This is a genomic window from Methylotuvimicrobium buryatense, assembly GCF_005931095.1.
In the GTDB taxonomy this organism is placed as follows: Bacteria; Pseudomonadota; Gammaproteobacteria; order Methylococcales; family Methylomonadaceae; genus Methylotuvimicrobium; species Methylotuvimicrobium buryatense.
Genome location: NZ_CP035467.1, coordinates 4102878 through 4116077, shown reverse-complemented (window position 1 = coordinate 4116077; position 13200 = coordinate 4102878). Strand labels below are relative to the sequence as shown.

The 13200-nt window shown below is 47.0% G+C and carries 16 protein-coding genes; 10 read left to right on the top strand and 6 right to left on the bottom strand.

Annotated features, from left to right (window positions below; genetic code table 11):
* Positions 1–4 precede the first annotated feature (4 nt).
* Genes rfbA through EQU24_RS23340 form a run of 3 tightly spaced genes read right to left on the bottom strand, consistent with a single transcriptional unit; the run spans position 5 to position 1775 of the window.
* Positions 5–892, bottom strand: a complete 888-nt coding sequence (rfbA, locus tag EQU24_RS18450) for a glucose-1-phosphate thymidylyltransferase RfbA (protein ID WP_017842146.1) — start codon at positions 890–892, stop codon at positions 5–7.
* Positions 889–1134 (bottom strand): sugar nucleotide-binding protein, encoded by a 246-nt coding sequence (locus EQU24_RS23345; protein WP_268869773.1) that lies wholly within the window; start codon positions 1132–1134, stop codon positions 889–891. The genes rfbA and EQU24_RS23345 overlap by 4 nt, the downstream gene beginning before the upstream one ends.
* A gap of 17 nt (positions 1135–1151) precedes the next feature.
* The gene (locus EQU24_RS23340) at positions 1152–1775 is read right to left on the bottom strand and encodes an SDR family oxidoreductase (RefSeq protein ID WP_268869774.1); all 624 of its coding nucleotides are present in this window, start codon (positions 1773–1775) and stop codon (positions 1152–1154) included.
* 564 nt (positions 1776–2339) lie between these two features.
* Here EQU24_RS23340 and EQU24_RS18440 point away from each other — a divergent pair.
* Together EQU24_RS18440 and EQU24_RS18435 are read left to right on the top strand one after the other, a co-directional pair.
* Positions 2340–2663: a type II toxin-antitoxin system RelE/ParE family toxin gene (locus EQU24_RS18440; RefSeq protein ID WP_017842147.1), complete on the top strand. Its 324-nt coding sequence runs from the start codon at positions 2340–2342 to the stop codon at positions 2661–2663.
* Positions 2660–2938, top strand: coding sequence for a helix-turn-helix domain-containing protein (locus EQU24_RS18435; protein ID WP_017842148.1), 279 nt, complete (start codon positions 2660–2662; stop codon positions 2936–2938). The genes EQU24_RS18440 and EQU24_RS18435 overlap by 4 nt, the downstream gene beginning before the upstream one ends.
* A gap of 295 nt (positions 2939–3233) precedes the next feature.
* Here EQU24_RS18435 and EQU24_RS18430 read toward each other — a convergent pair whose 3' ends face one another.
* Both EQU24_RS18430 and EQU24_RS18425 read right to left on the bottom strand, forming a co-directional pair.
* Positions 3234–4661 carry an IS4 family transposase gene (locus EQU24_RS18430; RefSeq protein ID WP_175421704.1) on the bottom strand — a complete coding sequence of 476 codons (1428 nt, stop codon included), beginning with the start codon at positions 4659–4661 and terminating at the stop codon, positions 3234–3236.
* 395 nt (positions 4662–5056) lie between these two features.
* A complete protein-coding gene (locus EQU24_RS18425) occupies positions 5057–5530 on the bottom strand; it encodes a transposase (RefSeq protein WP_235726476.1) in 474 nt (157 codons plus the stop codon).
* A 219-nt stretch (positions 5531–5749) separates the two neighbouring features.
* Between EQU24_RS18425 and EQU24_RS18420 the strand changes: the two genes are divergently transcribed.
* From EQU24_RS18420 to EQU24_RS18395, 6 genes are all read left to right on the top strand, one after another.
* A complete protein-coding gene (locus EQU24_RS18420; protein ID WP_017842150.1) occupies positions 5750–6043 on the top strand; it encodes a type II toxin-antitoxin system RelE/ParE family toxin in 294 nt (97 codons plus the stop codon).
* Between the two features lie 10 nt (positions 6044–6053).
* Positions 6054–6338: an addiction module antidote protein gene (locus EQU24_RS18415; RefSeq protein WP_017842151.1), complete on the top strand. Its 285-nt coding sequence runs from the start codon at positions 6054–6056 to the stop codon at positions 6336–6338.
* Positions 6339–6493: 155 nt separating this feature from the next.
* Positions 6494–6727: a DUF2191 domain-containing protein gene (locus tag EQU24_RS18410; RefSeq protein WP_017842152.1), complete on the top strand. Its 234-nt coding sequence runs from the start codon at positions 6494–6496 to the stop codon at positions 6725–6727.
* On the top strand, positions 6727–7167 hold the full coding sequence (locus tag EQU24_RS18405) for a type II toxin-antitoxin system VapC family toxin (protein ID WP_017842153.1): 441 nt from the start codon (positions 6727–6729) through the stop codon (positions 7165–7167). The genes EQU24_RS18410 and EQU24_RS18405 overlap by 1 nt, the downstream gene beginning before the upstream one ends.
* A gap of 4 nt (positions 7168–7171) precedes the next feature.
* Positions 7172–7858: a transposase gene (locus tag EQU24_RS18400; RefSeq protein ID WP_017842154.1), complete on the top strand. Its 687-nt coding sequence runs from the start codon at positions 7172–7174 to the stop codon at positions 7856–7858.
* A gap of 312 nt (positions 7859–8170) precedes the next feature.
* Positions 8171–9457, top strand: a complete 1287-nt coding sequence (locus EQU24_RS18395; protein ID WP_138767327.1) for an ISNCY family transposase — start codon at positions 8171–8173, stop codon at positions 9455–9457.
* A gap of 624 nt (positions 9458–10081) precedes the next feature.
* Here EQU24_RS18395 and EQU24_RS18390 read toward each other — a convergent pair.
* The gene (locus tag EQU24_RS18390) at positions 10082–11380 is read right to left on the bottom strand and encodes a transposase (protein ID WP_138767097.1); all 1299 of its coding nucleotides are present in this window, start codon (positions 11378–11380) and stop codon (positions 10082–10084) included.
* Between the two features lie 942 nt (positions 11381–12322).
* Here EQU24_RS18390 and EQU24_RS22785 point away from each other — a divergent pair.
* Complete coding sequence (locus EQU24_RS22785) at positions 12323–12739, top strand: hypothetical protein (protein ID WP_026130330.1); 417 nt, start codon at positions 12323–12325, stop codon at positions 12737–12739.
* Positions 12740–12896: 157 nt separating this feature from the next.
* Entirely contained in the window at positions 12897–13073 is a 177-nt protein-coding gene (locus EQU24_RS22780) for a hypothetical protein (protein ID WP_201764873.1), read from the top strand.
* The last annotated feature ends 127 nt before the right edge of the window (positions 13074–13200 follow it).

Genomic DNA, 13200 nt, shown 5'->3' with positions numbered 1-13200 from the left:
TCTCTTATTGGTTTTTCAAGGCTAATAAATTGAGTAAGTATTGTCCAAATTGTGTTTTGGCGTATAAATGGCCTTGTTGTTCGAGCGCTCGATCGTCTAGCCAGCCTTGCTGCCAGCCGATTTCCTGTAAGCAGGCGACTTTTAAGCCTTGTCGGTGCTCAATGGTCTGTATGTAGGCGCTGGCTTCTTGCAGGGCGTCGTGCGTGCCGGTATCTAGCCAGGCAAAGCCGCGGCCAAGTCGTTCGACACTTAATTTGCCGCGCTCAAGGTAGGCATTATTTACACTGGTAATTTCCAGTTCACCGCGATGTGACGGTTTTACGGCTTTGGCGATATTAATCACGTCGTTATCGTAAAAATACAAGCCGGTGACTGCATAATTCGATTTAGGCTGGGGTGGCTTTTCTTCAATGGATATGGCTTTTCCTGTTTGGTCGAATTCTACCACGCCAAAGCGTTCGGGGTCTTTGACTAAACAACCAAATACCGTTGCGCCGCTGGTTTGGTTGGTTGCGCGCTTGAGTTGTTCTGAAAAGTGCTGGCCGTGGAATATGTTGTCTCCTAGTACTAGGCAAACCGGGCTGCTGTCGATGAAGTCTTCACCAATGATAAAGGCTTGGGCCAGACCGTCCGGGCTTGGTTGTTCGGCGTATTCAAATCGCACGCCGAATTGCTCGCCTGTCTTTAACAGTTTTTGATATTGCGGTAAATCTTCTGGTGTGGAAATAATCAAGATGTCTTGAATGCCTGCCAGCATCAGTACCGATATCGGGTAATAGATCATCGGTTTGTCGTAGATTGGCAACAGCTGTTTGGATACGCCTAAGGTAATGGGATGTAGGCGTGTGCCGGAGCCTCCAGCGAGAACAATGCCTTTGTATATGGTGCTCATTGTAGATATTCCTGTAATGTTAGCGCTAGCAAATCTTGCCAATGTGGCAGTTGAATACTCAATGCGCTTTCTAATTTGCCGAGATTGAGGCGCGAATTCAAGGGGCGAGTAGCCGGGGTAGGGTAGTTGCTGGTGGTTATGCCGTGCAAGCGTTCTGGTTGTATCGCCAGTTTTACGCCGCTCGCTTGTTTAAAAATTGCTTGGGCAAAGCCGTGCCAACTGGTTTCGCCGCGTGGCGCCAAGTGGTATAAGCCGTCGGTCAGACGCGTTTCGCTGATTCGGTGGGGGCTGACAGCGCTAGAGCGGTGATGTCTGCAATTAAGCGGGCGGGGGTGGGGGCGCCGATTTGGTCGTTTACCACGTTTAGGCTGTCACGGTCTTGCCCTAGGCGCAGCATGGTTTTCATGAAATTATGGCCGCGGGCCGAATAGACCCAGCTGGTCCGAAAGATAAGATGATAAATGTCTGCGTGTTGTATAGCCAGGTCGCCTTGCAGTTTGGTTTGTCCGTAGTGACTTAAGGGGGGGGCTGTTTGGCTGGTTTCTTCCCAGGGCGTTTGGCCATTGCCGGGGTAGACGTAATCTGAGGAGTAGTGTATCAACAATGCGTCTTGTCGTTTACAGTAGTCGGCGAGTTCTGCATTGAGGCGCGTGGCTGCTTGTCGTTCTGTTTCCGCTCGGTCTACGGCGGTATAGGCCGCCGCATTGATGATTAGGCTAGGTCGATGGCTTGTTAGCCATTTTTCGACGGCATCAGCGTTGGCAAGATCCAGTTCGTGGCGAGTCGGTGCGGTTATTTTGCCATACGCCATCAGGCGTCTGTGTAGCTCAAAGCCCACTTGGCCTGTGCCGCCGGTGATCAAAATGGCGTGTTGATTGTTCATGCGTTTATCTAGATGCTGTCCGTAGGCGCTGAGTTAAGAATTTAAGAATGCTCTAAGTCTTAGGTTCTTTCGACTGTAAAATTGAGGACGAAATGGCCTGGTTTTTTGATTTCCTGGGTCCTCTAAGAGGAAACGGTGGCTTAGATTATTCCCGCGATCTTCATTACGGCCAATGAGATAAAGGAAATCTATTAAAGGCGCGTATTTTATCATATGTGCCTTAAATTCCAAAAAACAGAAATAACTAGAGAAATAACTAGAATAAGAATATAAAGGGGTCAGACCCCTTTTTCATATGCTATATTTACTCGAGAGGTCACGGGGTCAGGTCACGGGGTCAGGTCTGGTCAGGTCACGGGGTCAGGTCTAGAATAATAGTAGGGGACAGACCCCTATTAAATATTAAATAGCCATTAAATCTGATATATTGGCAAAAAACAATAAAGGGGTCAGACCCTAAAAAAATCAATAACCTTAGGGCGTTAATGATGGTTTATGGTACATAATATGGACAAACGAGGTAAGCGGAGTTATCATATGTGATAACAAGATTTAAGGTGATGTATGATCTGGAAAATCGACTTTTATGGTGATGTAGAGGAGCGAATCCTTGATATGCCACCTAAAATCCAAGCACGGATGATTAAGCTTTTAGAGTTAATGGAAAAGCACGGTGCTAACTTGGGACCACCACACACGGAGTCAATGGGTGACGGCCTATTTGAAATAAGAGCTAAGGCTCAAGAAGGAATTGGGCGTGGGTTATTTTGTTACTTGAAAAGCAAGCATATCTATGTGCTGCATGTTTTTGTAAAAAAATCTCAAAAGACGCCAAGAAATGAGCTCGAACTGGCTAGAGAACGACAAAGAGAGGTTCAAAAATCATGAGTCTTCAAAAACTGAAACAACGCGCTTTAACGAACCCTGATGTTAAAGCTGAATATGAAAAACTTGAAAGTGAGTTCAATCTCATTGATCAGTTGCTCTCAATGCGCACTAAAGCTGGTCTGACTCAAGAGCAGGTTGCAGAGAGAATGCAGACCCAAAAGAGTAACATTAGCCGCTTAGAAAAAGGAAATGCCAATCCTAGCTGGTCAACGCTTCTCAAGTATGCCCATGCCTGTGGGTTTGAGCTTTCCCTTAAACCGCAGAAAATAGTTTAAGTTTAAGCGAACCATCAAAAAGGGGGCAGACCTAGGCTGTCGAAACGCATGCATCAAATCACATACCTTATTAATATTCAATAACTTAAAATCATTCTGGATGCAATCGTTTGACCAAAACGACAGCTTAAGCCGCTTTTATTTTGCTCATAAAGCGACTAATCAATGACTTAGCTAAAAGAAGCACAACTATATGGTTTATAATCGTTCACTTTACAGTGATTTTATTTCCTCAAATAAAGGAATAAAGGGGTCAGACCCTAATGCCACTAAGTTAATTAGGCATTAAAATTGCCTAAACATTAGCGCATCTCATAATTTGATCTCCCTTGCGTTTTGCTAATAGCTGTTCTTTAACCTGAGCGCGCGGCGCGGATAAATAAGGAAACGGGTTTGTCGGTCGTCGTTTCACAGCTCTCGGCTCAATTCTCGCTTCACGTTCGCCGATCGTTTTGGATGCCACGATCTCCAAGACGTTGTTAATCCAATTCAACAGGGTTTCACCAGTCGTTTGCGCGAGACTCGAAGCGAATTCTTTGTAGCTTCCCAAGGCTTCTGTAAAACTAATTCGGCACGGCCAAACATGATGGCGTATGCCAGCTTGCAGCATGAGCAAGCGAATCAGATTGTAAGCCAGCAGACATACGGTGAGCTCTTTTCGTGCCATGGCAGGTGTCTTACAGCGTAACGGCTCCATCTGCATGACCTTTTTGATAAAAAGGAGATCGATTTCAATTTGCCAGCGGTGCCGATACAATTTCCGTAGTGCGTTTTTCCGATAGTGCTTGGCATCCACTAATGTGGTCATGTAGGTTTGCCCAAAGATCCGAAAAAACCGCACCGTGATGTGATCCGCCAGGGCCTCATACGTTTCAGGCGTCATCCATTCCGGGCGCTTAGGCTTCTTGAGCTCAAATAGACGGTCAGTAGAGTCACCGCGCAAGCATACGCCTTGCGACCAATCGATTTTGCGATGGCTACGCATCGGGCATAATAGCTCGGCATCGCGTTCACGGAACTGAGCTATCGTCCAGAAATTATCGTAATACTGGTCCATTAGACAGATATCATGGGGCTGTACTGTCGTTGCCATCAGGCGTCTGAGTAAAGCCGTCTCACCCGTTCCTTTGCCGCAGTAGGGTGCAACTTCCGCGCCCAATAAACCGCCGTGATTGAGCGAGGCCACGATTTCAAGACGCAGAATCGGGAAGCCCAAGCCGGCCTGTTGATTGGATTCTTGCGGGTAAGTCTCTTGGTTGGCGCAGGTATCTGCCAGGGTCAGCGTGCTACCGTCGACCAGCTTAACGGGATGGCCTCGCCAGGACCAGTGCGTTCGACTCGCCGCTTCTAGTCGTTCCCCGGTATAGCGGATGAGCTCTCGTGGTAAACTTTCCGGGAGTTTTTGCCGGGCTTGGCAATACGCGGAGGTATTGCCCGAACAGCGCGTTTGCCCGCAGTTAATTTGTTCGGTTTGCACTGATTTGACGGCATCGCTGCAACTGCCATGCTTCAAAGCCTGCTTAATGAGCGCCAGCAAAGTCACGAGCGGCGTCCAAATCCGCTGCCGGAGCGTGTGCGGAACAGCCTCTTCAGCGTCTTTCAAAAGCCGCTGGAGTGGCTCGGTCGGTAATAAATCCTCAATACCTTGAGCGTCGAGTTGTAAAAATTGCTTTTTAAAGCGTTCGAGTTGTTCTTGGGGGGGTGGGATAAGTTGCGCAGACACTTCTCCTGTTTTTAAGGAATATTGATGCCAACTCAATCTTACCAAATAGCAACGCTATTGTATTAAGTTTATTGTTATTTTATAAATGCAATTTAAATGCCACCTTAACTTAGTGGCATTAGGGTCAGACCCCTTTTTACCTTTTTAATATGCTATATTTACTCGCATTGATTTCAGGTATAGAATGTAGTTTTTGTGTACGCGGATAGTCTAGTGAAAACATCTATCGATATTGATGATCAATTATTATTGAGCCGTTCAGTAGGGGGGGTCGTTAAAACAAATTATTGAAAATGCGTTGCGTGATTTTGTTGCGCATCAGGAACAGCCACGCCCGGTCATTAAATTACCAACGTTTGGTATAAAAGGGTCAGACCCTGAGGTATCCCCACAAATTACGCCTTTTCCAGAGTTCTGAAATAATCAACCAAAAGAGCCTGAGCGTGTTCCAATAAATTTTCCGGCAACTCGAATACCACATATTGGCAAGCAATTCGGGCAAGAAAAATGACTGAGTACGGCGAACGATCACGATTACTGCAGACTTTGATTTGCCGTTCGATGGCCGTTCCTTTTAAGCCCAGTCCGATCAACCAAAGCGCAAAAATAATGAGTGCCGCAATCAACAACAAATTGGCACGGCGTTCGGCACTTATCCGGCTATCTTGAGTTAAGTCTGCCCCGTAATGCGTGCTTTTGGTATCTCGAAAACCTTCCTCGATTTGCATGCGGGAACGATAATAATTCACGACGTCAACCGGCGTATAATCTTTCAACGAAGGCGAAACGACCAGTAACCAGGGCTCTTTTTCGCGCGCGGCCTGTTTCCGGCTTGACCTGGATTGCGCGGGGCGGTGTTGAACCGTCAGATCTTTACGATATTTGGGCGCACGGTAAAACGCGACTAAGGAAAAAGGGGTCAGACCCTTTTTTATTTTTGCATATTTATTAATATAATAACTGGGGTCAGGTACAAATTAAACACAAGTCAATTCAGTATCATTTAACTTGTACCTGACTCTAGTTATTTAGTTATTTAGTTATTTATTACGCTTGGTATTGTGTCGCCTGCTTGTTACAATAACACCATGAAATACGACCTCCATACCACGCCAGTTTTTGATAAATGGTTTAACAAACTCAAAGATAAATCTATCCGTTTCCGCCTAGAAGCGCGTTTATCTCGGCTTGCCGACGGTAATTTTGGCGACGCAAAAATCATTGGCGCTCAGTTATTTGAGCTGCGCTTTTTCTTTGGTGCGGGTTATCGTATTTATTACACCATCAGAAACGGGCAAGTTCTGATTTTGCTTTGTGCGGGTGATAAATCGACACAAAGCAGTGATATTGAACTCGCTAAACAGTTACTTAATGATTTATAAGAGACCCACGATGACAACTGAAACAAAACCGTTCAACTTTGCCAGTGGCATTGAGTCCAAAGAGGATATGGCCTTATATTTATCTGCATTCCTTGAGGAAAACGGTATTGAAGGACTTACTCAGGCATTAGGCCATCTGGCTAAAGCAAAAGGTATGAGTGAAACGGCTATGGCGGCCGGACTTAACAGACAAAGCCTTTATCGAACGCTTGCGAGTGAAGGTAAGCCTAAGTTTGAGACCATTGATAAAGTTATTCACGCGCTAGGATTTAAACTAACCATTCAAAGCTTGTAGATATTCTTCTTTTTTGAATCAATGGGGTCGGATTGGATTGATTTTCAATTGAAAAAAGAAAAATAATAAAGGGGTCAGACCCCTTTTTAATATGCTATATTTACTCGTATTTATTTCAGGTATAGAATGTAGTTTTTGTGTACGGGGATAGTCTAGTGAAAACATCTATCGATATTGATGATCAATTATTATTGGCGGCTAAGCATCAAGCCGTTCAGCAGGGGTGTTCGTTAAAACAAATTATAGAAAATGCGTTGCGTGATTTTGTTGCGCATCAGGAACAGCCACGCCCGGTCATTAAATTACCAACGTTTGGTGGATCAGGGTTAAAGCCGGGGGTCAATTTGGCTGATAGTCGTAGTTTGAACGATATTATGGATGGCAGTTGATGTATTTATTGGATGTAAATATATTGGTGTCTGCGCATCGTGAGGATGTGGCGCATCATGCAGCTTATCAGGCTTGGTTAGAGTCGTTGTTGAATGGTAGTGGCAATTTTGGTTATTCTGAGTTGGTATTAAGCGGTTTTTTGCGGGTCGTGACGCATCCGCGTATTTTTGAAGAGCCCTCACCATTATCTAGTGCTTTGATGTTTACGCAGCAGATTAGAGACGCACAAAATTCGGTTTGTATTGCACCAGGTGCTAAGCATTGGGCTATTTTTACCCAATGTCTGGAGAGTTTGAACGCTTGTGGTAATGACGTTGCCGATAGCTATCATGCTGCTTTGGCTATGGAATGGCGCTGTGAATGGGTTTCTGCAGATAAGGGCTTTAAGCGTTTTAAGGGGCTTAAATGGCGTCATCCTGCCACTTTATTCGATTGCTAGTTTAATGCCTAGAAAAGTACGATTTTATCAGCCAGGCATTCCCGTACATGTTTTTCAGCGTGGGCATAATAAGGCGGCTGTATTTTTTCAGGATGAAGATTATCATGAGTATTTGCGTTGTTTAAAAGCGGCGGCTGATGCGTGTGGTTGTGCCGTACATGCTTATGTATTGATGACAAACCATGTGCATCTGTTGTTGACACCGGATACCGCAGAGGGTATTAGCCGTTTTTTTCGGCAGTTGGGTTTACATTTTGTGTCTTATATTAATCGAACATACCAGCGCCGAGGCAGTTTGTGGGAAGGGCGGCACAAAGGCAGTATGATTGATAGTGAAGGGTATTTATTGAGCTGTATGCGTTATATTGAAATGAATCCGGTCCGTGCTGGTATGGTGGAGCATCCGGCTTCTTATCGCTGGTCGAGTTATGCGGCGAATGCTTTGGGGCGTGATCATGCTATTATTCAGCCGCATGCGACATATTTGGCATTAGGGCAAGATGTATCTTCTCGTTTACAGGCCTATCATAGTTTGTTTTCTTTGCAGCAGGAGCAGGATGAATTGGATCTTATTCGGGCGAGTTTGTCATCGAGTACACCGTTGGGGAATGATCGTTTTAAGCAACAAATTGAGCTTGCAGCAGGGCGTAAAATTGGGTGTATTCGACCTGGTCGTCCTAAAAAAATATAAACTCGATGTTCAAGTTGTTTAATTCCTAAGGTCGGTAAGGAACGTGCATGAATTAACTTAGGCAAACTCAGATTAAAAGACGCTAATGCAAGCCATTCTCTATAATTAACTGGTTTGTGATAAAAGTCGGATGTATTCAAAATTGCCAAATGATGATTGAACCTTATTCAACAGAAATTGAAAAACAGATGCAAGAATTGTACAGCAGTTCTCAATTTAGCCCATGCTGGTAAACTGGGCTGATTTTTTCATATCCGTACACGGACGATGGCTTACCCTTTTAAAGAAACAGAACAATTCACGCAAGCTCGCTTGATCGAGCGAATCAGGCAAGTCTTCGAAACCTTGCCCGACGGTCGCAGTGGGACTGGTGTTTACCAGAAATACAGTATGGTCGATGCAGCACTGAGCGCCTTTTCGGTGTTTTTTATGCAATCACCCTCGTTTCTGGATCATCAGCGGACGATGCAAAAAGAGCGCGGCAAGAATAACGCACAGAGTTTGTTTGGAGTCTACCAAATTCCGAGTGACAACCAGATTCGGAATCTGCTGGATGCGGTGTCACCCGACGCCCTATGGCCACTGTACCGATGGGTGCTGCAGGCATTGGAAGCGCAAGGCAAACTCAAAGAGTTCCAAGTGCTGGGTGATAGCGTGCTGGTGGCCTTGGATCGGGTGGAGTATTTTAGTTCGCAGAAGATTCATTGCGCCTGCTGCTCAACGAAGACACTCAAGAACGGTGCTATCCACTATGCTCACAGCGCAGTTACCCCGGTAATCGTTTCGCCACATCAAGCGGATGTCATTCCGTTGGCACCCGAATTTATCGCACCGCAAGACGGAAGCGATAAGCAAGATTATGAACTGGCGGCCGCGCGGCGCTGGTTGGAGCGCGAAGGCGGCCACCTGCCGGCGAACGTGACGTTTTTAGGCGACGATTTATATTGCAAACAGCCTTTTTGCGAATACCTCAAGCAACAGGGTCGGCATTTCATTCTGGTGTGCAAACCGGAATCCCATAAAACCCTCTACGAGTGGGTGGAGGATTTTCAGCGGCTCGGGCAGGTTGAAGTGATCGAAAAACGCCGCTGGACAGGCAAGCAACGACTGACCGAGCGTTACCGCATCGCTCAGCAAGTGCCGTTGCGCGACAGCGACGATGCCCTATTGGTGAATTGGTGCGAAATTGAGGTCATCGATGAACAAGGTCATATCGTTTACCGCAATGCGTTCGCCACGGATTACGCATTAGGCGCGCACAATGTGGCCGATATCGTCAGCGCCGGTCGTACGCGCTGGAAGATCGAAAACGAAAATAACAACACATTGAAAACCAAGGGATATAACTTCGCGCATAACTTCGGGCACGGTAAAAAGCACCTCGCGGCCTTGTTAGCCAGCCTGATCATTCTGGCTTTTCTGGTTCATACGTTGTTGCAATGGTTCGATCAATGCTATCGCTTGCTGCGTGAAGAATTGTCCAGCCGCAAGACGTTTTTTAACGATTTAAGGGCGCTCACCCGCTATTTTTGTTTTGATAGCTGGCAACATTTGATGGAATTTATGCTTGATGGCTTGAATATCCCCATTCCACACTGAGAGCTCTTATGGTTATCTGCTTAAATTGAGAATTGCTGAGAATTGTACAGCCGTCTGTCAGAGAAAGATAGACGCTTGTATGCCGGTGTTGAGGCTTTAAAACTGGGCTACGGCGGTATCACCGCGTACCCCGCATAAACTATACCTTTCGCACTTCAAATTTCGGCAGTGCCTGAGGAGGCGCCGGGGTGCTCGGCAAAGGCTTTGCCAGCATGGAGCTGGCATAGAGCCTACAGGGACGTATTCACGGCGTCCTTTGACGTGCCCCCGGTGCCGCATTTTGATCTACGATGGGTATATACAATACAAAATTGCGTAGGGTGCATAAGCGATAGCGTCATGCACCTTTTACGCCAGTGAATTGGCGGATGACGCTATCGCTTATCCGCCCTACGAACCTACGAAAAATAATAATGTCTCATTATCGACGCAAGCGAGTTCCGAATAAAAGGGTTCAGATCCTAATTAAAAAATAAGGGGTTCTATATTCTTCGGGTACAGCCGACCTACGTGTAAAAATAGGATATAGCGACTAGTCCCAGCCGCTTTCCAGCGTTTATTCAACATGGGAATGACAACGGGGGATTACCCCATAAGCGCCAACTTAAGAATCTAAGTATTTGATTAAGCAAGACTAACGCCACCTCCCCGACCTTCAATAATGAGTTCCAAAACACGATCCGGCAAACCCTGAAGCTTTCTCTTGCGCGGACGTTCACAAAGGCTTTTTACGTGGTCATCAATAAAGCGCTTATTTTTTGGAAAACAAGCCGTAAGTCCTGCCTTGATCTCATTGGCGATCGTGCGCCATAAACGCCAATGGGTAATCGAACGATCACCGTCCATTGTGGTGGCCGCCCGGCCGAATCGGCGCTGCGCTATTTTTTGAGTCACTGCAGCAAACAGTAACTTGCCGTGCAAATATAAATCCGCCAGCTTGCTGTCTTTTCGGGCGCGTAGCCGGTCGATATCGAGCAAGCTCTTTAGCCGCTTTATGACCAGCTCCACTTGCCAGCGAACCCGGTAGAGCTCAGCGATTGATTTCGTGTCGAGCAGCGCTTCGGGGAGCGAAGTAAAAATCAACACCCAGCCGCTCAGCATCAAGGTCTTTTGGCTCGCCGTGCGACCTTTATCACGCGCGCGTTGTTTCGCTTTGCGGCGTGCTTGCGCCGCCTGTTCCGGCGGTAACGGCATCGCATGCACCACGCCTTCAATACGTTTGTCTTGATGGCACAGATAAACGGGTATCGCACCCGGCTGACCATTCAAATCGCGTATGCGCTGTTCCCAATCGATTTTAACACCTTTCGGTTCGTTGCACCGTTCGTAAAGGGTCATGCTGTGTGGATTGTAGCGCAGTACGACGTGGCCGCCGCGATCAATGAGCGGGACTAAAGACTTCGGTTGGTTGTAGCCTCGATCAACCAACGCGACATCACCTGCAGTCAACTGATAGTGATCCAAGCTCTCGCCGACTTTATCGGTCGTGACGTTGACCTCGCGAAGTGTCAAGCTCATCAAGTCGATCGCCACATGCAAGCGATACGTTGTTTCTTTCGCGCCGGGTTCTTGCACGGTCGAACCGTCAATCACAATGAAATTCAAGGAGCCATTGTTGATCTGTTTATCCAATCCGAACACACGCTTCAGTAACGACTTGATCCACACCACGCAGGCCGCCAGTCGCTTGGTCACCGCCGTGTCGCTCAAATAGCCTTGAAGCTTGGCAACTTCGCCGGCACAGCTGCGCAACGACAAGTCCTGTCCGCAATACAACAGGACTAACTGCAATAATTGCAACGGTGATCGGATTTTCCGTGCCCGTGCAAACGCCTGTAATTCATAGGCCTGCTCCTGGAAATCTGCCGGGAGCTCTTGCAAAAATTCATCAAAAGGCGTATCTGTTAGCTGTGGCTGCTTCATAGGGATTTTCACTTTCGTCGGTAAAAATACTCTATGTTGTGGCCACACTTTTATTTTTCAACTACAAATCAACGTTTTATGCCTTAAGTTGGCGTCTATGGGGGATTACCCACTCTGTACGTTATCCAACAAAGTGAGTGAACCGGTTTTGGAGCTATCCCACTATTGCCGATCGGTATTGTTCGGGAATGGCATTTAAAATCGATTCACCAAATTGTCTATACAGGTTTTTGAAGTGCGTGACATTGTCCACTTGACCGCGTCTAGCTTGCTCTTCTCTCGCTGCTTAGTAAGGCGATCATCAAGGCTAGGTATGGGCGTTTGCGGGGTGTTGGGGGTGGTTAACGCGTTTGCTTTGACCTGGTCGATCAATTTCAAAATATAGCCTGTAGGGTTTTGAATCCCCCCTTTACGGATTGCCGCGTTATAGACCAACATTAACGCGGTTAACTGGGCTTGTGTCAGGGTTGATAGCTTTGACCATACTACGCTATGGGCTGATTTGAACTGTAAGAAAAGGACACCCACTTACCTTGATTCACGCTAACTCATAAGCTAAGCTTCAATGAACACTAAATAGCAAAATAGGTTGCCCGCCATGACCAGACCCCGCTCCCAACTTATTTCCTTAGCTGATACACCGGCCGAAGTCAGCCGAATTGTTTAGGGCAAACCGAAACGTTGGGGACGGGTTAAATAACCCGTCCCGCAGAAGTGGCTACGACTGGCCACTGCTCGGAACAGTTGACTTCGGCAAGCTGAAGCATCTTGCTAATCAGGTATTGTTTTAAAAATCGATGCGGCCCGAGCAAGCGCTTGGTCGGATGAAGAGGTATTACAACGCTGGACACATTTATTCACCGGTCCTGTGTTGGTGCAACGCTTTTTAGATCCCGCCACACGCGCAAAAATGAGCGAAGCCGAGCTGATTAAGGTTGCAGAATGCACGGCGCTGTATCGACAGCGTTTAACGGATATTTCTTGGTTTATGCGTGTGTTAATGAATCCATCGCCCGCCAAGCCAATAAAGAAGACGGTGTGAAAGGGCGATTTTGGGAGGGGCGTTTCAAAAGCCAGGCGATCCTAGATGAACAAGGCTTGCTGGCCGTCATGGCCTATGTTGATCTGAACCCGATACGCGCCGGTATGGCCGAAACCCCAGAAGATAGCCATTACACCAGCCTCGAAGCTCGGATCGCGCCCGAACGCGCTGAACAACGCATGGCTGACGCTATCGAAACAAATACGCTGCAGAGCGAGAAAAATAAACCTTCTAATCCCCATCAACTGAATACTGAAACCGTCTTTGCATCGCTCAAGCCGTCACCGCTGATGCCCTTTGACGCCACCGGTCGATAAGTTAAGCCGTCAATGGTTCGACAGGCTCACCACGAACGGCTTAACTTAATGGCAGTGACCCTTTGCGTTTGAAGACTATTTAGAACTAGTCGAGTTGCTAGGACGCTGTATACATCCTGCCAAGCGCGGATTTATTCCCCAAACAACCCCGGCCCTATTGCAACGACTGGGCATTGACCACGAAACGTTCATTGCCCATGGCACCCAACTGCTGAAAGAGTTTGGCTGTGCCGTCGGCAAGTCAGAGAGCCTGATCGCCTTGGCGGCCGAACGCCAAGCCCGCTATCTGCGCGGCATGCATACAGCTAACGCCCTGTTTGGCAAGGCCGCCTGAGTTTTTAGCGGAAATCAATAAAAGAGGGCAGCTCTTGCAATCAAGCATTTTTCCCGAGAAATGCGGCGTGGATAAAACTGGAATCCTATAAAATTTTTGAGCGAATAAAAAGACACAAGCTGAATCA

Excerpts from the sequence above, each read along its gene's own strand:
- EQU24_RS18405 (WP_017842153.1), top strand. The coding sequence starts at position 6,727 with ATGTATTTATTGGATGTAAATATATTGGTGTCTGCGCATCGTGAGGAT.
- EQU24_RS18435 (WP_017842148.1), top strand. The coding sequence starts at position 2,660 with ATGAGTCTTCAAAAACTGAAACAACGCGCTTTAACGAACCCTGATGTT.
- EQU24_RS23340 (WP_268869774.1), bottom strand. The coding sequence starts at position 1,775 with ATGAACAATCAACACGCCATTTTGATCACCGGCGGCACAGGCCAAGTG.
- EQU24_RS18400 (WP_017842154.1), top strand. The coding sequence starts at position 7,172 with ATGCCTAGAAAAGTACGATTTTATCAGCCAGGCATTCCCGTACATGTT.
- EQU24_RS18440 (WP_017842147.1), top strand. The coding sequence starts at position 2,340 with ATGATCTGGAAAATCGACTTTTATGGTGATGTAGAGGAGCGAATCCTT.
- EQU24_RS18390 (WP_138767097.1), bottom strand. The coding sequence starts at position 11,380 with ATGAAGCAGCCACAGCTAACAGATACGCCTTTTGATGAATTTTTGCAA.
- EQU24_RS18415 (WP_017842151.1), top strand. The coding sequence starts at position 6,054 with ATGACAACTGAAACAAAACCGTTCAACTTTGCCAGTGGCATTGAGTCC.
- EQU24_RS18420 (WP_017842150.1), top strand. The coding sequence starts at position 5,750 with ATGAAATACGACCTCCATACCACGCCAGTTTTTGATAAATGGTTTAAC.
- EQU24_RS22785 (WP_026130330.1), top strand. The coding sequence starts at position 12,323 with ATGCACGGCGCTGTATCGACAGCGTTTAACGGATATTTCTTGGTTTAT.
- rfbA (WP_017842146.1), bottom strand. The coding sequence starts at position 892 with ATGAGCACCATATACAAAGGCATTGTTCTCGCTGGAGGCTCCGGCACA.